At 61.5% G+C, this 19221-nt stretch carries 14 protein-coding genes and 1 rRNA gene; 6 read left to right on the top strand and 9 right to left on the bottom strand.

The window, feature by feature from the left end; translation table 11 throughout:
* The first annotated feature begins 36 nt into the window (after window positions 1–36).
* The 5 genes from JET17_RS03915 to JET17_RS03895 all read left to right on the top strand — a co-directional run bounded on the left by JET17_RS03915 (window position 37) and on the right by JET17_RS03895 (window position 3463).
* A complete protein-coding gene (locus tag JET17_RS03915; protein WP_012312701.1) occupies window positions 37–921 on the top strand; it encodes a LysR family transcriptional regulator in 885 nt (294 codons plus the stop codon).
* A 125-nt stretch (window positions 922–1046) separates the two neighbouring features.
* A complete protein-coding gene (locus tag JET17_RS03910; protein ID WP_003258412.1) occupies window positions 1047–1391 on the top strand; it encodes a cupin domain-containing protein in 345 nt (114 codons plus the stop codon).
* A gap of 239 nt (window positions 1392–1630) precedes the next feature.
* Window positions 1631–2119 (top strand): Hcp family type VI secretion system effector, encoded by a 489-nt coding sequence (locus JET17_RS03905; RefSeq protein WP_012312700.1) that lies wholly within the window; start codon window positions 1631–1633, stop codon window positions 2117–2119.
* Window positions 2120–2129: 10 nt separating this feature from the next.
* Entirely contained in the window at window positions 2130–3107 is a 978-nt protein-coding gene (locus tag JET17_RS03900) for a hypothetical protein (protein ID WP_012312699.1), read from the top strand.
* Window positions 3104–3463 carry a hypothetical protein gene (locus tag JET17_RS03895; protein WP_233100418.1) on the top strand — a complete coding sequence of 120 codons (360 nt, stop codon included), beginning with the start codon at window positions 3104–3106 and terminating at the stop codon, window positions 3461–3463. Before JET17_RS03900 ends, JET17_RS03895 begins: the two co-directional genes overlap by 4 nt.
* Before the next feature lie 150 nt (window positions 3464–3613).
* On the opposite strand, the gene mmsB is transcribed toward JET17_RS03895, so the two are convergent.
* Both mmsB and JET17_RS03885 read right to left on the bottom strand, forming a co-directional pair.
* A complete protein-coding gene (mmsB, locus tag JET17_RS03890; protein ID WP_012312698.1) occupies window positions 3614–4501 on the bottom strand; it encodes a 3-hydroxyisobutyrate dehydrogenase in 888 nt (295 codons plus the stop codon).
* Window positions 4502–4511: 10 nt separating this feature from the next.
* On the bottom strand, window positions 4512–6038 hold the full coding sequence (locus tag JET17_RS03885; protein WP_012312697.1) for a CoA-acylating methylmalonate-semialdehyde dehydrogenase: 1527 nt from the start codon (window positions 6036–6038) through the stop codon (window positions 4512–4514).
* Between the two features lie 132 nt (window positions 6039–6170).
* Here JET17_RS03885 and JET17_RS03880 point away from each other — a divergent pair, with 132 nt between their 5' ends.
* A complete protein-coding gene (locus tag JET17_RS03880; protein WP_042111148.1) occupies window positions 6171–7121 on the top strand; it encodes a LysR family transcriptional regulator in 951 nt (316 codons plus the stop codon).
* 113 nt (window positions 7122–7234) lie between these two features.
* Here the strand turns inward: JET17_RS03880 and JET17_RS03875 are convergent, their stop codons facing one another.
* The 7 genes from JET17_RS03875 to rrf form a co-directional block, all read right to left on the bottom strand.
* Entirely contained in the window at window positions 7235–7726 is a 492-nt protein-coding gene (locus tag JET17_RS03875; RefSeq protein WP_012312695.1) for an OmpA family protein, read from the bottom strand.
* A gap of 3 nt (window positions 7727–7729) precedes the next feature.
* The gene (locus tag JET17_RS03870) at window positions 7730–9004 is read right to left on the bottom strand and encodes a diguanylate cyclase domain-containing protein (RefSeq protein WP_012312694.1); all 1275 of its coding nucleotides are present in this window, start codon (window positions 9002–9004) and stop codon (window positions 7730–7732) included.
* Entirely contained in the window at window positions 9001–9567 is a 567-nt protein-coding gene (locus tag JET17_RS03865; RefSeq protein WP_042111146.1) for a YfiR family protein, read from the bottom strand. The genes JET17_RS03870 and JET17_RS03865 overlap by 4 nt, the downstream gene beginning before the upstream one ends.
* A gap of 108 nt (window positions 9568–9675) precedes the next feature.
* Entirely contained in the window at window positions 9676–11751 is a 2076-nt protein-coding gene (gene recD, locus JET17_RS03860) for an exodeoxyribonuclease V subunit alpha (protein WP_012312692.1), read from the bottom strand.
* On the bottom strand, window positions 11748–15419 hold the full coding sequence (gene recB / locus JET17_RS03855; protein ID WP_012312691.1) for an exodeoxyribonuclease V subunit beta: 3672 nt from the start codon (window positions 15417–15419) through the stop codon (window positions 11748–11750). Before recB ends, recD begins: the two co-directional genes overlap by 4 nt.
* Entirely contained in the window at window positions 15416–18892 is a 3477-nt protein-coding gene (recC, locus tag JET17_RS03850) for an exodeoxyribonuclease V subunit gamma (protein ID WP_012312690.1), read from the bottom strand. Before recC ends, recB begins: the two co-directional genes overlap by 4 nt.
* A gap of 133 nt (window positions 18893–19025) precedes the next feature.
* Window positions 19026–19141 (bottom strand): 5S ribosomal RNA (gene rrf / locus JET17_RS03845).
* Window positions 19142–19221 lie beyond the last annotated feature (80 nt).

The following is a 19221-nucleotide window of genomic DNA, read 5'->3' as shown; positions in this document are numbered from 1 at the left end:
ATATACTCACCCTGACTCTCGCCAGGACAGAGGCTGATGCATTTCGACCTGATTGATCTCACGCTGTTCCGGCACACCCTGGAGTGCGGCAACATCACCGCCGGGGCCCGCAGCAGCCACCTGTCGCTGCCTGCTGCCAGTGCGCGAATCCGCGCCATGGAAGCCTCACTCGGTACTGCGTTGCTGCAACGTAACCGCCGCGGTGTGCAACCGACCCCGGCTGGCCAGGCGCTGCTTCAGCATGCGCGGTTGATCGGCCAGCAGGTCGAACGCCTGCAGTTCGAGCTGGGCCAGTACGCTCAGGGACAACAGGGCCAGGTACGCCTGCTGTGCAACACGGCGGCGCTGACCGAATACCTGCCGGAGCTGCTGGCCGGGTATCTGGCCGACAACCCTGGCGTGAGCGTCGACGTGCAGGAAATGCCGAGCCTGAGGATTGTGCAGTCGATCACCCAAGGCATGGCCGACCTGGGCATCATCTCCACCGCTGCGCCCAGCACGCACCTGCAAACCCTGCCGTTCCGAGACGACCCGCTAGCGCTGATCACACCGCAGGCTCACCCCCTCAGCTCGGAGCCTGCTCCAAGCTTCATCGACAGCCTTGCCCACGGGCATGTCGGGCTCGGTGCGAACAGCGCCCTGGCGTTGTATCTGGAGGAACAGGCCCTGCGCGAAGGTCGGCGCATGCGCGTACGGGTGCGCGCCGAGGGCTTTGACGGGGTGATCCGCATGGTTGCGGCTGGCGCCGGGGTTGGCGTGGTGCCGCTGGCAGCAGTGAAGCGCTGGGAAGGCCTGTTGCCGCTGCACTGGGTGGCGCTGCGCGAGGATTGGGCGAATCGCCGATTGCTGCTGTGCGCACGGGATTTTGCGGGGTTGCCGGGCTATGCGGCCGGGTTGGTCGTGCGGCTGGCAAAGGCCTGAATGCTCATCCCCCACGCGCATGCGCATAGCGCAGTCAGGCAGCTGAACGTCGAGCCCAGGCAACTGCGGCTCGGCCAATGGCCCTATGGTGTCGAGTCATTCAGCCAGTCACCAGGAGTTGTGCCATGTCCGATTTCATTACCGTCCTGCGCGAAACCTGCCCGACGCCGGTCGTGGACGCCACCAAGTGGAAGCGCATCGGCGGCGATCCACACACCGTCAACCTCAATGCCTACCTATCGGCCGACGGCAGCAAGATCATGGGCACCTGGATCTGCACCCCGGGCAAGTTCGAGGTCAACTACGAGAAGTGGGAGTTCTGCCACTTCCTCGATGGCTATTGCATCATCACTCCGGAAGGTGAAGAGCCCAAGCACCTGAAGGCGGGTGATGTGTTCGTGATCGAACCTGGAATGAAAGGGACTTGGGAAGTAGTTGAGACGGTACGCAAGTATTTCGTTTTCGCCTGATTTGTAACTCCAGCCCGGTCCCGGCCCTGTGGACAACTCGAAATCTCCCACAGGGCCACAGTTACATCCTCTGACATAAATTCTCAGTCTACCTTCAAGCTTTGTAGTCCTTTTCTGAATCGCATCGCTGCCTCCCATAACGTATTGCGCTCGTTTTTTTGCAGGCCTAGGCTGCACTCATGTGCCCATATCACCGGGCAGCATTACCCAGTAAAAATAATTGCCAGGGAGAGGTAAGCATGGCTTTTGATGCATACATTCAGATCGACACCATTCCAGGTGAAGCACTGGACGAGAAATACAAAAAATGGATTGAAGTAATTGGTTACGATTTTGGCGTCAGCCAAAGCACATCCGCCACTGCGAGCTCCGCCGGGGGCGCTACATCTGGGCGCACCACCGTAACCAACTTCACTTTCAGGAAATATCTCGACAGTGCCAGTTGCAAACTGATGGAGGCCAGTTGTACCGGGCAACACTTAAAGGAAGTGAAACTGGCGCTCTGTCGCGCCGGAGGCGATAAACTGAAATATTACGAAATCATTCTTGAAGAAGTGATTATCGCCGAATATTCGCAGTGCGTTGACACGGGCGTACCGCTGGAAGTGGTGCAGCTCAATTACGGCCGCATCAAGACCACCTACACTCAGCAGCGGCGCCTTGATGGCGCCGGCGGCGGCAATGTCGCTGGAGGTTGGGACCGTATCGGTAACAAAAAGTACGCGTGAGGGCAGCACCGTGTCAGAAGCCCGAGCATTTCTCAATTTTAAGTTGCAAAACTATCACCGGCTCAAAACGGACCTTGGATTAACCGGTCATTCGCTGGAAAAGTTCGATGTGCTCAACGCTCATATTGCCGATACAGTGGTTCGTAGCGGTGAACTGGTGATCATCGGCGACCCCACGACAGCCTCCTGTACCAGCCAGGAAGCCTGGATGATGAGGCAGGCCGCAGTTGTGCACATGGGGCTGATGCGCAACGGCCAGGGTGTGGATAATTTTTTCTTGGACAACTTCGAAACCCTGAAAAGCTTGATTGCGCATGCGTCCATGGGGGCTGGGGTGGTCAGCGAGGGTTGGAGTAAACACCTGAAGGCCATCGAGGCCACCTTGATGGATATCGAGAAGCTGCATCAGCAATATCTCGGATCAGGAAAGGCATCGGCGCGTGATCAGTTTTACACCAAGCGCGCGGCCTTGTTCATGAGGCTGGAGGAACAGTTGGGCAAGTTGACTGCATACGGTTCCGGCCTTAAAAACAAGCGGTCGATCAAAAGGACGCTGGGGATATCCACGAAGAGTTACTTGCATACGGGCGAGATTGCAGGTTATGCCAATAAGGCCGCAGGTGTAGCCAAAGCATCCAACCTGATAAAAAAAGGTGCCTACATTGGTGTAGCTCTAGAAGTCGCAGGAACAGGACTGGAGATTCACAAGGCGTGTACACTTGGGCGTGAAGATGATTGTAAAAGAGCGAGGTATGTTGAAGGAGGCTCACTAATCGGGGGGCTCGCAGGAGGCGCCGCCGGGGGCTATGTGGCTGGAACAATTTTAGCGCCTGCTTTATGCGCCGCGATCGGGTTTTCAACAGCGGGCACAGGAGGACTGCTATGTGCTGTAGTGATCGGAGGCGCTGGGGCTAAGATTGGAGGTGAGATTGGAGAGGAGAGGGGTGAACTCTACGGCGAACTCCTATATCGGAAGTTTTCAAAGTGAAAAATTTCGACCATGGCTTTATCGCCGCCATCATTATCAACCTGATCATCATCACACTGACAGTCCAGTGCTTTATTGCCTCACGACGCACTGAGCACTTTGAGTCTCTGTTCCCTAATAGCCATTACATCAAACAAAACAAAGAAACTTACAAGCGCGCCGGATTAATAGGAAAACTCATGCGCACCGGCGCTATCTCAACAGTACTTGCGCTTCCGTCAATATTTACAAAGAGAAATCTAGTTGAACAAAAGGAAATCGAAAAATTCCCAAAGCGAACCAAAATATTACTCGTAACTCTTTGGACATTACACATAACACTCTTTACCGCCCTTGCAACATCTCACTATTTATAACTTGACCTCACGCCCCACCAGTTCATTGCAGCATGTGTAAAATTCAAATATCGCAGCAGCTTAAAAAAATCGCGGAGCAAGCGCCCTTCCCTCTGGTGCGCAGTTACAGAGGGAAGGCCGCCTGGCCCGCGATGAAGTCCACCTCGCTCGTCAATCCTTCTTGCGGTACCCCTCGACAATCGCCGAGAAATCTTTGCCACCCTCACCCCGAAGGCTCATTGCCTGATAGAGCTGCTGGGCCACAGCACCGAGAATCACTGGCTGGTGCGCCTGACGCGCAGCCTCGGTAGCCAGCCCCAGGTCCTTGAGCATCAACTCGGCGCCAAACCCGCCGGTATAGCCGCGTGATGCCGGGGCGGTTTCGATGATGCCCGGCCACGGGTTGTAGGTGTCGGAACTCCAGCAACGCCCGGTCGAGCTGTTGATGATGCCTGCCAGCACCTTGGTATCGATGCCCAGCGCATTGCCTAGCGCCATGGCCTCGGACACGCCGATCATCGAGATGCCCAGCAGCAGGTTGTTGCAGATCTTGGCGATCTGCCCGGTGCCGACCTCGCCGCAGTGCACGATGTTGCGGCCCATCTGTTCCAGCACCGGCTTGAGCGTGGCGAACAGTTCAGTGCTGGCGCCGACCATGAAGGTCAGTGTGCCGGCCGCCGCGCCGCCGGTGCCGCCGGAAACCGGCGCATCGCCCATGTCCACGCCTTTGGCCGCGGCGGCCTTGGACACCTCGCGCGCAGTCTGCGGATCAATGGTGCTGCAGTCCACGGTCGGTGTGCCCGGGCGCACGCCCGCCAGCACGCCGTCGTCGTTCAGGTAGACACTGCGCACATGGGCTGCGGCCGGCAGCATGGTGATCACCAGTTCGCTGTTGGCTGCCGCTTCCTTGGGCGAGGCGCTGACCTGCCCGCCCAGTTCGGCGAGCTCGGCCAGTGCGGTCTTGTTCAGGTCGAACAGGTTCAGCTGGTGCCCGGCCTTGATCAGGTTGCGGGCCATGGGGGCACCCATGTTGCCCAGGCCGATGAATGCGATACGCATGGCGATCTCCTTAGCGCAGGCTGATGGTGGTGTTCACACCGTCATTGACGCTGTCGTCATCGAACCAGCGGGCGGTAACGGTCTTGGTCTGAGTGTAGAACTGCACCACCTGCTTGCCGTACGGGCCAAGGTCACCGAGCTTGGAGCCACGCGAACCGGTGAAGCTGAAGAACGGCACCGGTACCGGGATCGGGATATTGATACCGACCTGACCGATGTCGATTTCGCTCTGGAACTTGCGCGCCGCCGCCCCGCTCTGGGTGAACAGGCCGGTGCCGTTGCCGAACGGATTGGCATTGACCAGGGCGATGGCCTCGTCGAGGGTGTCGACTTCCAGGGTCACCAGTACCGGGCCGAAGATTTCCTGGGTGTAAACCTGCATGTCGGTCTTCACCCCGGAGAACAGCGTCGGGCCGACAAAGTTGCCTTGCTCGTAGCCCGGCACTTTCACGTCGCGGCCGTCGAGTTCGAGCTTGGCGCCCTCCTTGATACCGCTCTCGATCAGGCCTAGTACGCGCTCCTTGGCTCGCTTGGAGACCACCGGGCCGACATCGGTGCCTGGCTCACTACCGGCGTTGACCTTGAGCTTGCTGGCCGCTTCCTTGATGTCCGGCAGCCATTCACGCGCCTTGCCCACCAGCACCGCCACCGAGGTGGCCATGCAGCGCTGACCCGCGGCGCCGAAGGCGGCACCGACAAGGGCGTTGATGGTCTGGGTGCGGTTGGCATCGGGCAGGACCACGGCGTGGTTCTTCGCGCCCATCATCGACTGCACGCGCTTGCCGTGCTGGCTACCCAGGTTATACACATGGGTGCCGACTTCGGTGGAACCGACGAAGGAAATAGCCTTGATATCCTTGTGTGTGCAGATCGCATCCACCACCTGCTTACCGCCGTGCACCACGTTCAGCACACCGGCCGGCACGCCGGCTTCCAGCGCCAGCTCCACCAGCATCATGGTCGACAGCGGGTCCTGCTCGGACGGCTTGAGCACGAAGGTGTTACCGCAGACGATGGCCATCGGGAACATCCACAGAGGGATCATCGCCGGGAAGTTGAACGGGGTGATGCCGGCGCACACGCCGATGGGTTGGCGCAGTGTGTAGGTGTCGACACCCCCGGCGACGTTTTCGGCGAACTCGCCCATCTGCAGGGTGCCGATGGAGGCGGCGTGCTCGACCACTTCCAGGCCGCGGAAAATATCACCTTCGGCATCGGCAATGGTCTTGCCCTGCTCGGCGCTCAGGGTCAGGGCAATGCGCTTGCTGTGTTCGCGGATCAACGCCTGCAGCTTGAGCATGATGCGCATGCGTGCGCCGATCGGGGTGTCGCGCCAGGTTTTGAAGGCGCGCTCGGCAGCGGCCACGGCGGCATCCACTTCTTCGACGGTGGCGAACGGCACCCGCGCCAGCACCTGCTGGGTGGCCGGGTTGACGATATCGCGCCATTCGGTGGTTTTCGACTCGACCCACTGGCCGTCGATCAGCAGCTTGACCTGCTCGACCTTGGTCTGGTCGGGGGATTGGGGTGCGTTCATCTGCGTTCTCCTTGGAATTATTGTCAGGACGAGATCGCCAGCGCCGTGTAAACGCGAGGTGGCGTCATGGGGCTTTTTTCGAGTATAGATGTGCAAACATCCAACAAGAACGCACAAAAAAACCGGATCAACATGCAAAAAGATCTCACCTCCCTGAGCGCGCTCAACTGGGACGACCTGAAGTTTTTCCTCGAAGTGGCCCGCACCCGCAAGGCCAGCAGCGCCGCCAAACGCCTGAGCGTGGACTACACCACGGTGTCGCGGCGCATCAGCTCGCTGGAGGGGGCGCTGGGCACGTTGCTGTTCGAAAAATCGCGGACCAACGGCTTTGTCCTCACCGCCGAGGGCCAGCGCTTGCTGGGTTATGCCGAGTCGATCGAAAGCACGCTGCACATGGCCTGCGAGCAGGTGTCCGGGTCGGGCGTGGCATTGTCGGGCCATGTTCGCATGGGCTGTACCGAAGGCTTCGGCAGCTTTTTCGTTACCCCACAGTTGAGCCATTTCGTCGATGCCTACCCGGCGATATCAGTGGATATCCTGCCGCTGCCACACTTCATCAGCCTCTCCAAACGCGAGGCGGACATCGTCATCGCCCTGGAGCGGCCCGAGCATGGGCCTTATGTGTGCTGCAAGCTGTGCGACTATCGGCTGAGGCTGTATGCGACCCAGGATTACCTGGACGACCATGCGCCGATCAACCAGGTCAGCGACCTGATTGGCCATCCGTTCATCAGCTATGTGGATGACCTGGCGTTCAGCTCAGAGCTGCTGTACCTGGCCAACCTGATTCCCAACGCCAGCGCGCATCTTCGCAGTACCAGCGTGATTGCACAGTACACGGCGGCGTTGCAGGGGCGAGGGTTGGCGATCTTGCCGTGTTTTCTGGCGGCGCAGGATGCGCGATTGGTCACGGTGTTGCCTGAGGAGATCGAGGTGACGCGGCAATTCTGGATGTATTGCCGGGAGGATTTGCGCAAGTTGAAGCGCATTACCCTGCTGTGGGATTACATTCGTGGGGTGACGGAGGCGAATGCGCCTTTGTTGATGGGGCAAACGCGCGAGATGCGTTTCGCTCAGGAGTAATGCCGCTGCCGTGCAGCCCATCGCCGGCAAGCCGGCCACAGCTACACCACAGCTACAAAGGCAGTGGAAAACGTGTGGGAGACGGCTTGCCGGCGATGAATGCAACGCAGATCTCAGTAAGACGCCACCACAATCGATACCCGCCGGTTCTCGGTACGCCCGAGGCTGGTGCGGTTATCCGCTACCGGCTGGGTGCTGCCCAACCCTCGGGTTTGAATGTTCTGCGTCGGCATGCCGATACCGATCAACACCTTGGCCACACTGTGCGCCCGCCGCTCTGACAGCTGCTGGTTGTACGCCGCCTTGCCGGACGCATCAGCATGGCCATCGACCCGCACGCCCTGAATGCCAACGCCCAGCAACGCCTTGCCGATACGTTCGACAATCGCCTGGCTCTGGCCGTTGAGGCTGTCTACGTCGCTGCCGAACAGCACCTTGCCCGACAGATCGAACGCCCAGCCCTCATCGGTGGGGGCAAAACCCTCGCGTTTGAGCACGGCAACCTGTTCGGCTGTCAGCCCTTTCTGGGGCGTGCTCTGGCAGCCGGTGAGCGCCAGCAAAGCCAGCAGCAAGGCGATGATGGGAAAACGCAAACGCTGTATCACGGTTCAGCTCCTGTTCTTTATTTCAGCGGCGGACCGTTCCGTCTGCGCCGCTTGCCACTGGCCACGGCGCATGCGCTTGGCCTGGTACATCGCCGCATCAGCGGCGTCGAGGAGGGTGGCGGGGTCGTCGCCATCCTCCGGGTAATAGGCAATACCTACGCTGAGCGAGGTTGTGATGCTGCTCCCGCTGTCGAGCTGAATCGGCAGCGCCATGCTGGTAATGATCTTGTCAGCTATGCGTTCAGCATCTGTGCGCGACTGCAGCGGCGTCAGCAGCACGGCGAATTCATCACCCCCAAGGCGCGCCACCAGGTCATGCTCACGCAGTTGCGCACGCACGCGGTCGGCAACGTTGATCAGCACTTGGTCCCCAACAGCGTGGCCGAGGTTGTCATTGATCTGCTTGAAGTGGTCACTGTCGAGGAACAACAGCGCCATATGGTCCTGCTGCCGGGCGGCATTGCGCACGCTGCGGTTGAGGCGGCCCTCGAAGAAAGCACGGTTGTGCAGGCCGGTGAGGCTGTCATGACTGGCCTGGTGGGCCAAGGTGGCGTTTTCGTTCTGCAGGTGGCTGTGCCAGATTTCCAGTTCGTCCAGCAAGGCATTGAAGTCATTGCCCAGTTCATTGAGTTCGGCAATCGGCGCTTGCGGCACACGGCGGTCGAAGCTGCGCTCGCGACGTGCGGCGTGGGCGACGCTGGCCAGGCTACGCAGAGGGCGGACGATATCGCCAAGCATGCGCCGGGACAGATACTGGGCTGCAAAAGCGCTGAGGGCTGTACAAAACAGGATGCCGCCCAGGCCGCTGAGCAGGAACACCAGCAGGCTGCGGCCTTGGCCGATCAGTTCGATGTGCCCGACCTTCTGTTGCTGGTGCATGATCGGCAGGTTGATGGGCTCATTCAGCAAGGCCCTTGCCACTTGCGCTTCCAAGTGCGCGAGCATGCCGTCGTCGTTGCGCTGCCAATGCGCCAATTGCTCACCGTCATTGTTGAAAACCTTGGCATCGGCCACCTCTTCGGTTCTGGCAATCAGCTCCAAGGCCTCGTTGGCCGCGCCACTGTCGTCGAACACCACGGCGGCTTCGACGGTGTAATTGATCGAGCGGGCGATCAAGTGCAAGTTGTGGTTGGCGTACACACGCAAGGCAAGCACACCCAGCACGGTCAGTGAGATACCGGCAAGGCCGACGGCCAGCACGGCGACGCTGAGGTGACCCCGGCTCAGGACCGAGCGCAGGGTCGGGCGAACGCCCCTTTTTTTTCTGCTTACCCTCATGGTTGCACCGCCCGGCGCCGCGACAACTGCAGCACACTGGGGTGGATACGCACGCCCGAGCGTGCCACAGAGTCGAGGTTGACCTCGAATGCAACTTGCTGGTCGCTGACCCGCAGGCAGAACAGGCTACCGACCGTGCACGGGTCGTCGGCTTCACTGATGCTCAATACCGGGTGGCCACTGATGGCCTGGAACAGCAGATCGCGCTCGCCTTGGTCGAGTTTGCCGATGTACACAGCGTCACACGCTTGGGCGACCTCCAGGTCATCAGCAAGCAGGCGGCGCACTTGCAGCGGTTGGCCGGAGTTCTGCAGGTTGCCTTTGATAAGGTCGTCGGTGTACTCCGTGGGACCGATAAGGCACAGGCGCAGCGGCACCGGTTCGACTGGCCAGCGTGCGTAGCTGAGGATACCCAATACAACCTGAGTCACGGCCTCGGCCCGCTGCTGGGCTTGGGCAGCAGTGGCCGGATCATCCGCATGGACAGGGCCGGCCAATAGCACCAAAACGGTCAGCAACCGCGAAAGCGCACCGCCAGTCACACGTCTCCCGACCACTGTCATGTGGGAAATCTCTCAAGTCCCTTCAGATGTTGGCGCAACGATAGCACAACGCCGTCATTGCGGTGGGAGCGCCCTTTCACGGCACACGGCAGTTCCTACAGCAGTGCATCACACCTGTTCGAGCATCAACCCGGAGATACGCCGTACCTTGCGTGCGACCGCTCCTTCGAAGATGCCCTGCCGTGGTTCGACCAGGCTGAAGCAATGCTTGGCCCGGGTAATACCGGTGTATATCAGCTCCTTGGTCAGCACCGGGTTGAGCGCATCCGGCAGTACCAGCGCGGTGTGGCTGAACTCAGAGCCTTGGGACTTGTGAACGGTCATGGCGAACACCGTTTCCACCTCGTTGAGCCGGCTGGGCAGCACGAAACGCACCCCGCCACTGCCGTCGTTGCGTGGGAAGGCCACGCGCAGCAGCGGCTCGCCCTGCTCGTCCGGCAAGCGCAGGGCGATGCCGATGTCACCGTTCATCAGGCCCAGGCCGTAGTCGTTACGCGTCACCAGGACCGGGCGCCCTTCGTACCAGGGCTGCTGGCTGTCGATCAACCCGGCGCTGTGCAGCACTCGCGCCACCCGCTCGTTGAGGCCTTCAACCCCCCAGGCGCCCTTGCGCACCGCGCACAGCAACTGGAAGTCCTCAAAGCTGCGCAGCACCTTGCCAGCCCACTGCTCCCATTGCGGATCGTCAAAGGCACTGCCAAGCGCTGGACGATAGCGGCCAATGGTACGCAAATAGCTACGATAGCCTTGTGGCCCCTCAGCGCCACGGTTCAGACCGTCCAGTATCAGCCGATCGAAGGCACGGTCGTGCTCGCCGCGCAGGGCCAGGCCGAATACATCGGCCGGTGGCCTGGTCAACAGGTCGCGGGCCGCCTGGGCTTGCTGGCGGTTGACCAGCCGCGCCAGCTGGCCGATGCCGCTGCCTTCGCCAAAGCGCCGGGAAAAACGCAGCATCACCACCTGCTGGGCCAATGGATTGCGTTGCGCGTCGCCGGCCTTCAGGCCACTGTCGGCCAGCGACTGACCGCCAATCTGCTCCAGCCATGCCTGGGTAGCGGGTGAGTAGCAGCCCTCTTCGGCATCCCGGCACAGGTCGCCCAGCACCGCGCCCGCCTCGACCGAGGCCAGCTGGTCCTTGTCCCCCAGCAGGATCAACCGGGCTTTGGGTGGCAAGGCATTGAGCAGGTTGGCCATCATTTCGAGGTCGATCATCGACGCTTCATCCACCACCAGCACATCCAGCGGCAGCGGGTTGCCTGCATGGTGGCGGAAGTGCCGCGACCCCGGACGGCTGCCGAGCAGCCGGTGCACGGTGCTGACATCGGTTGGAATCTGCCCGCGGACATCCGCACTCATCTGCAAGCGCTCGACCTGCTGACCAATGGATTCGGTCAGGCGTGCTGCAGCCTTGCCGGTGGGCGCTGCGAGGCGAATGCGCAGCGGCCTGCCCTGCTCTACCGCAGGAGCCTGCAGCAAGGCCAGCAGGCGCACCACCGTGGTGGTCTTGCCGGTGCCCGGCCCCCCGGTGATGATGCTGAAGCCGGCGCGGGTGGCCAGGGCGCAAGCCAGTTTCTGCCAATCCACCTGGCCTGGCAGAGCACCTTCGTCGAACAGCTGCGCCAGGCGCGCGGGCAGGTCTTTTGGGGGAGCCTCGTCCTGGCTCAGGCGCTGGCGCAGGGTTTCGTCGATCTGCCGCTCATAACTCCAGTAGCGGCGCAGGTAGAGGCGCTCGCCGCTGATCACCAATGGCCGTGAGTGCTGGCCCGAGGTATTGCCAACAGCAACCAGGGGGCTGGCAGCAATCCGCTGGCGCCAGGTGTGCAGGTCGAGGTTGGCGAGCAATTGTGAGGGCAGCAGCAAGGGGCCAGCCAGGGCATCACCTTCCGGTGGCAACGACAGGGCGAAATCCGGCTCGGCAAGGGTTTGCTGCAGGTCCAGGCAGACATGCCCATGGCCCAGTTGATGGCTGGCCAACGCAGCGGCCAGCAGCAAGAGCGGATCGCTCCCGGGTGCGCGCTCTTCCAGAAAGGACACGAATGCCCGGTCCAAGGCCCGCAACCAGCCACGCTCAACCCAGCGGTCGAGCAGTTGCAGCAGGTCTGCGCTGTTGCGTTGTGGCGCCAGCCTCAGCAAGTGCTCTGCGTTCAGTGGGGTAGGCAAGAGGTCATCAAGGGTGCGGCTCATGGCGCAGCTCCGGCGAACAGGTCCTGTTGTTGAGGCGCGTGAACGCCACGGAACAACGCATCGAGTGCCTCGATCAACTCACGTGGCGGCTTGACGAAGTAAACGCCGTGGCCGCTGCTGCTGGCCGCACGCAAGAAGATGAACAGCGCGCCGCCCACATGCCGGTCGTAATCGTATTCGGGCAGCCGTGCACGCAGCTGGCGATGCAGGGCCAGCAAATAAAGCACATATTGCAAATCGTAGCGGTGCTCAAGGATCGCCTTTTCCATGGCTAGCGTGTCATAGGCCTGGATATCCGGGCCAAGCCAGTTGGACTTGTAATCGGCTACGAAGTAGCGGCCATCGAGCTCGAACGCCAGGTCGATAAAGCCTTTGAACATGCCGTTGAGCAGTGTCGGCTGAGCAGCGGGGCGAGCTGCGCCTGGATGGGTGTGGCGGGCGACCAACCGGTCCAGTTGCTCGGCATCGACCTGATGGCTGGCGAACCAGAACTCCATTTCTATCTGATAGTGCTGCAACTGCGCCAACGTCAGGCTCATGTCACGGGCCGGCAGTGGCTCGTTCAGCAGTTGCTGCAACCATTGGCTAAGTGTCGGGATCCAGCCGGTCCAGTCGCGCCGGTTGCAGCGCTGGCCGACGGTGCGCTCGATCAGTTTGGGGTTGGCAGCGACCTCGGCGAAGCCTTCGCGGCCGGCCCACTCAAGCAAACCATGGAGGAAGGTGCCGGGGTTCGGCCCGCGCGGGAAGCGGTGAATGTCGCCGCTGTCGGCGGGCACCTCACGGGGCAGTTGAGCATCGCCCCCCTCATCGTCGAGCAACTGCTGTGCCTGGGAACTGTCGGCACCCAGTGTCTGTTCCCCCACCCGCAAGGCGCTGTAGGACGCGATCCACCAATGCTCCGCCGCAGTTCGACGAGGCTTGCGTGCAGGCAGCAGCTCGCGTTCGGCATGGGGCGAGCGGTAGCGCTCTTCATCTGCCTCTGGCAGGCCGGGGCAGGCAATGTGCGGGCAGCCTGCCAGCAAGTTCTGCAACCAGTCCGTCAGTTGTGCCGAGCCCTGCAATTGCACACCGCCGCCAAGCAGATAGCCGAGCGCGGAACGGTGCAACTGCGAGCTTTTCTGGTTACCGCGCTTGAGGTCGGCGACGCCCAGCCAGCATGCGTGCTGGGCACGTGTGAGGGCCACGTAGAGCAGGCGCAGGTCTTCAGCGAGGCGTTCATCATCGGCCAGGGTAATCTGCGCCGGGTCGGGGGTGAGGGTCAGTTGCGCATTCCCTTGGCTGTCGTGCCAGGCCAGCGGCAGGCGGCTACCGTCGACCGGTTTGCTGGTGCAGATGAACGGCAGGTAGACCAAGGGGTATTCCAGGCCCTTGGACTTGTGGATCGTCACGACCTTGACCAGCTGTTCATCACTCTCAAGGCGAAGGATCTGGTCTTCACCAGCCTGGCCGGCGTTGGCCAGGTGCTCGGCCAGATGGCGGATCAGCGCTTGTTCGCCATCCAGTTCACCCGCCGCTTGCTGCAGCAGCTCGGCCAGGTGCAGCAGGTTGGTCAACACCCGCTCGCCATCGCTGCGGGCAATTAGCCTACGCGGCAACTGGAAATCATGCAGCAGGTGCCGCAACATCGGCAGTACGCCCTGGCGCTGCCAGGTGTCGCGGTAGCGGCGAAAACGCATTACCCAGTCTTCCCAGACCCGCTCGTCCTGGTTCAACTGGTCCAGCTCGGCCAGCGACAGCTCCAGGGTCAGGCTGGCCAAGGCGGCCTTGAGCAGGCGCTCGGAGTCCGGCTCGGCGCAGGCCTTGAGCCAGGCCAGCAGGTCAAGCGCTTCCTGGGCGGCGAAGACCGAGTCCTTGTCGGAGAGGTACACGCTGCGAACGTCACGGGAGGCAAGCTCGCTTCGGACCAACTGCGCCTCATGGCCGTCACGTACGAGAATGGCGATGTCAGAGGGCAGGCAGGGGCGCAGTTCACCGTCAGCCTTGCTGAAGCCGCTCAGGCCGCGCTGGGCACTGTTGAGCAGGGCGACGATGTGGCTGGCGCAACTGGCCGCAAGTTGCTGCCGGTACAGTGTGCTGGAGACGGGTTCGTCGCTTTCCAATTGCCAGCACTGCAGTGCCGCGATGGCTTGGCCGTCGATCAGCAGGCGTTCGCTGCGCCCCTTGGCGCGGACCTCGATGAACGGCAACGGGTTGTCATCGTTTTCGCGGAACAGGAAGGCGCCCCGCCCTTGATCACGGGCTTCAGCCTGCAGGAACACCTGGTTGACAGCGGCCACCATTGCCTCGCTGGAACGGTAGTTGGTGTCCAGGCTGTGCAGCCTCCCAGCGGTGGCGCGCCGTGCGGACAGGTAGGTGTAAATGTCGGCGCCACGGAAGGCATAGATGGCCTGCTTGGGGTCGCCAATCATGAACAGGCCGGTTTCCTCACGATTTTCGCTGATGCGGTAGATACGTTCGAAAATGCCGTATTGAACCGGGTCGGTATCCTGGAATTCGTCGATCAGGGCTACAGGGAACTGTTCGCGAATCAGGCCTGCCAATCTCTCGCCGGCTTCACTGGCCAACGCATGTTGCAGGCGCAGCAGCATGTCATCGAAGCCCATTTCAGCGCGGCGGCGCTTTTCCACCTCGAAGCGCGCCGAAACCCAGGCGGCGGCGTGCTCAAGCAGGCGTGCATCAGGGCTTGCCAGAGCCTGCAGCTGTTGTGGCAGGTCTTGCATGGCATGCAGGGCCGGGTGATCTGGAGGCTCACCGGCCTTCCAGGCTTCAGCCATGCCTGCTGGAGTCAGGCGAGTGAAGCCAGTCCCAAGGTCAAGTTCCACTGTCTGCTCATCTGCAGCCCAGGCGCGTAATTTGTCGAACCAGGGTTCGAAGAACCGCGCCTGCAGTTTGCGCCCGTCGGCCAGCTTAGCGGCGACGGCGTCCCGGCAGATCTGTTGCAGCTGCTCGGCCCATTGCACCCATGGGGCTTTAAGTTGGTACAGCTGATCGGCGCGCTGCTGCAGTGCTGCATCGATCAGCGCTTGCGGTTCTTGCTCATCCTGCTGCGCACGCAAGCGACCAAACAGGGGGCGGATCCTGGGCAACAGTGCATCGGGGCTGCCCCAATGGCTACGAACCCAGCCTAAGGCCTCGCCGTGCATGCCGTAGCAGAAACGACGCCAATAGTCGCGCATGACCTGGCCAAGCAGGTCGCTGTGGTCGGTTTCCAGGCTCTGGGTGAAAAGGCTGCCGCTGTCGAAGGCGTGCTCGCGAAGCATACGCTGGCACCAGCCATGAATGGTCGAGACTGCCGCTTCATCCATCCACTGTACGGCGATCTCCAGGCGGTTGGCGCAGCGGGGCCAGTGCTCCTGTGGGTAATCGTCACGTAGCTGGTGCAGCAGCGGGTCGGCTTCCTGCAGCTCGCCGCGAAAGAAGCGTGCGGCTTCGGCCAGGCGCGCGCGAATACGCTCGCGCAATTCCTTGGTGGCCGCATCAGTAAAAGTCACCACGAGGATCTGCGGTGGCAGCAACTCGCGGCCAAAAGCTTGCTCGCCGCCATGACCGAGGATCAGCCGCAGGTAAAGCGCTGAAATCGTGAACGTCTTGCCGGTACCGGCACTGGCTTCGATCAGTTGGCTGCCGTGCAGGGGGAAACTCAGTGCCAGGGGACGGACCTGGGTCATGCGCCACTCTCCGGGTTGCCCAGCGTCTGCCAGGCTGCGCTGAATAACGGGCGGTACAGGGTTTCGCACCAGCCTTCAAAGGTTTCGTCGGCACTGAGTGCGGCGAAGTCACGGAACTGTCGGGCCAGGGCCGGGCTTTCGCTGCGCTCACCGAAACTGGTGCGGCCATCACCTTCGTAAGCACGGGCCGCTGCGGCGAGGGCTTTGTCAGGATCGTCCTGGGCCAGCCAGGCGAACGCTGTCTTGGCGGCAACCGGCAGCGGCGCATTCATTGCGGCCTGGCGTGACACCAGCAGATGGCCGAGCTGCTCGGCAGCTTCGTGTTGTGGCAGTGGCGCGAGCAGCAGAGTGATGTCGCTGGCCAACAGGGCGCTATGCAGCGGATAGCCTTCGGCGCACGCCGCCAGGTGCATGACCCAGCTGGCGATCAACCGGTGCCACTTGAGGCTGTTACGCCCGGCGCTGATGGTGTTGGGCACCGTGGTGATGCTCAACAGGCTTTGGTCGTCGGCCTGATACACCCGGCCAAGCCAACCCTCCAGGCGATGGCCGCCATGCTCGAAATGGATCGGCAGTGCGCCCTCGACCAAAGCGGGCCAGCGCTGCAGCAAGTGGCGATGGCGTTGCAGCAGGTCGGGCAGCGGCTGAATCAGCTCTGCCTGCAAAAGCTCGCCGAACCCGGCCAAGGGCAGCATCCCGCATGCCTGCAGCCGGCGCGCCTGGGCTTGCAGCGCCTGCTCGGCGTTTTCCGGTTCGGCCAGCGCCGCGCCGAGCAGGCTTTCACTGGCGCTATAGCGCTGCAAGGCATCGAGGACGAACGGCTCCTCATCCGGCGTCGGCGACTCCAGCGCCTCGAAGAACACTTTCAGGCGCTGGCTGAAGAAGTGTCGCACCGGATGACGCAGAAAATCCTGCAGTTGCATGAGGGTAAGGGCTTCATTACTACTGTAAGGCGGCAGGCCAACGTCCGACTGTTTAGCCTCATCGCCGACCTGATGCAGCAACTGCCATTCATGGGCATAACTGAACAACGCGCTGCCTTTCTGGAAATAGCGCGGGCTGAAGGGCTGCAGTGGATGCTCTTGAGTCAACGCATGCAACAACTGCTCGCCCGCTTGCTGGCTGTCGCCGCTACCGGCCAGTCGCCAACCTGCAGCCAGGTGATCGCGCAGTTGGCCTATGAGTACGGATGCCGGGCGCTCGCTATTATCGCGGATGCTCCGGCCGACCCAGCTGATGTACAGCTGATCGCGCGCGGACAACAACGCTTCGAGCAGCAGGTAACGGTCATCCTCCCGGCGCGAGCGATCGCCGGGGCGGTAGTCACTGGCCATCAGGTCGAAGTCCAGCGGCTGCTGGGCGCGCGGGTAATCGCCGTCATTCATGCCCAGCAGGCAGACCACCCGGAACGGGATGGCACGCATCGGCATGAGGGTGCAGAAGTTTACTGAACCTGCAAGAAAACGCTGGGACAGCTTGCCCTGATCCAGGCCCGACAACCACGCCTCGCGTATGACCGTGAGGGGCAGCAAGTCCTGTAAGCCTACGGTCTCGCACACCTCCAGCCAGCTATCGCGCAGCTCCTGCAGTTGCATGAGCAGGAATTCGTCATGCTCGCCTTCTGCGAGGAAAAACACCTGCAACAGCGCGTTCAGTCGCTCGCCCCACTGGGCAGCAGTGGCTGGCTGAGAGAGGACATGGTTGGCCACATCGAGAGCGTCGAGCAAGGCCACCAACGGGCCGATCAGCGCAGCATCCAGGCCGCCGATTTCGTCGTAGGGTTCGATACCGTCACAGCCTTCACCCATACCGACGGCATAACCCAACAACATACGCCTTAGGCCGAACCTCCAGCTGTTCTGCTCCAGGCCTTCGGGCAGGCCCAGGGTCGCTCGCTGCTCGGCATTCAGCCCCCAACGTATACCGGCACCTTCGATCCAGCGGTGCAGCGTGGGCAGGTCGCTTTCGCGAATCCCGAAACGTCCTCGCACAGCCGGTACGTCCAGGAGATCGAGCACTTCGCTGACGGCGAAACGACTGTCTGGCAGCTTGAGCAGATGCTCAAGGGCAATCAACAATGGATCACGCCCGCGCTGGCCCTGATCGGTCAGGGTGAAAGGTATGTAACGCGGGTCGTTGCGCTGTAACTGGCCGAAAACGGCACGGATATGCGGTGCATAGTTGTCGATTGCCGGGAGCATGACGATGACGTCGCGCGGGCGCAGGGTGGGGTCGGCGCTGAAGCGGGCCAACAACTGGTCGTGCAGGATCTCAACTTCGCGCTGTGGACTGTGGGCGATGTGGAAGCGAACGGAGCGGTCTTTTGCCAGATCGACCTCAGGCCACAGCTCACGGGTTTCGGTAAGCGGGCGCAGCTCGAGGATATCGTCCTGCAGCTGATTGAGCAGTGTTGCGGGCTCGGTTTCGCTGAACAGGTCGATGCGCCCATCGCTGAATGCACCTTGGTAGCTGCCTGGGTCGTCATAACTGTCGAGCAGGTTGATGTAGTCGCGGCCCTGCTTGCCCCAGGCGGCCAGCAAGGGGTGGGCGTGCTGATGCAAGGACTCGTCATCCAGTTGCACGGGCATGCCCTGCTTACGCTGTTGGCGCTTGTACTGGTGGCGTAGCAGGTCCTTGTCGGCAACGATGTCCGACCAGTGATGTCGGCAAGGGTTGTGCACACACAACAATACCTGGCTGAACCGCGCAAGGCCTGCCAGTGCTTCCAACGCTTGGGCAGGCAGAGATGAGATACCGAATACGATTACCCGTGAAGGCAGACCCGCAGGGGGTTGCTCAAGGTTGTTGATACATTCGGTGAATCGCTGGTGCACTCCTGCACGGCTCTGGGCCATGCCTTGTTCACCTACATCCTCGAGCAAGGCCCGCCACAGCTCGGCCTGCCAGCGGTTGCCAGGAGCCAGGGGCTTGCGTTCGCCACGGGCCGTATTGAGAACGTGCTGCCCGGCAGCCCAGTCCTTCAGCCAGTCGGCGCGATAGACCTGATACTGGTCGAACAGGTCAGCCAAGCGCTCTGCCAGCTGATAGCGTTTGCGCAGATCACCGTCGTCAGTGAGAAAGCGCCGCAACGGTTCGAAATGCGGGCGTTCGATCAGCGCTGGCAGCAAACGCATGAGTCGCCAGGTCAGCGGGGCCTTGTCGAGCAGAGAAACCTCTGGAATCTCGTCACGCCCGAGGACTTTTCTGTACAGCTGCCACATGAAGCTGCCCGGCAACTGCACTTCGATGGCAGCAGCGATCCCACAACCGCCCTGGTCATCTGCGAGCGGGTCCTCGGCCAAAGCCAGCTTGAGCCACTGGGCGATGCCGTTGCTTTGTACCAGGGCGATTTCGTTTTCCAGGGGGGCCAGCGGATAGCGCCGCATCCAGCTCACCACCAGGCTGCGCAAGTCGTCCAGGCGGTTGCCATGCACGATCATGAAGCCGGGATGGAGTGAAGTCGGATTGGCCATTGATGGTTCTCTGGAAGGCAGTTCAGGCTGATGGGGAACGATATCACGGCTAGCCGCCGAGTCCGGGATCTGTAAAAGCCAGAAAAGACAAAACCCCTACCTGCTTACGCAGATAGGGGTTTTGCGAAATGAATCTTGACGATGACCTACTCTCACATGGGGAAACCCCACACTACCATCGGCGATGCATCGTTTCACTACTGAGTTCGGGATGGGATCAGGTGGTTCCAATGCTCTATGGTCGTCAAGAAATTCTGTAGCCAGAATGTCCAGATGGACAGCCCAGCGAATTCGGATATGCGATATTTGTGATGCTACGAACTTTCGGT

Source organism: Pseudomonas putida (genome assembly GCF_016406145.1).
In the GTDB taxonomy this organism is placed as follows: domain Bacteria; phylum Pseudomonadota; class Gammaproteobacteria; order Pseudomonadales; family Pseudomonadaceae; genus Aquipseudomonas; species Aquipseudomonas putida_E.
Note: the sequence above shows the minus strand (reverse complement) of the source record. Positions and strands in the feature narration are given on the sequence as shown.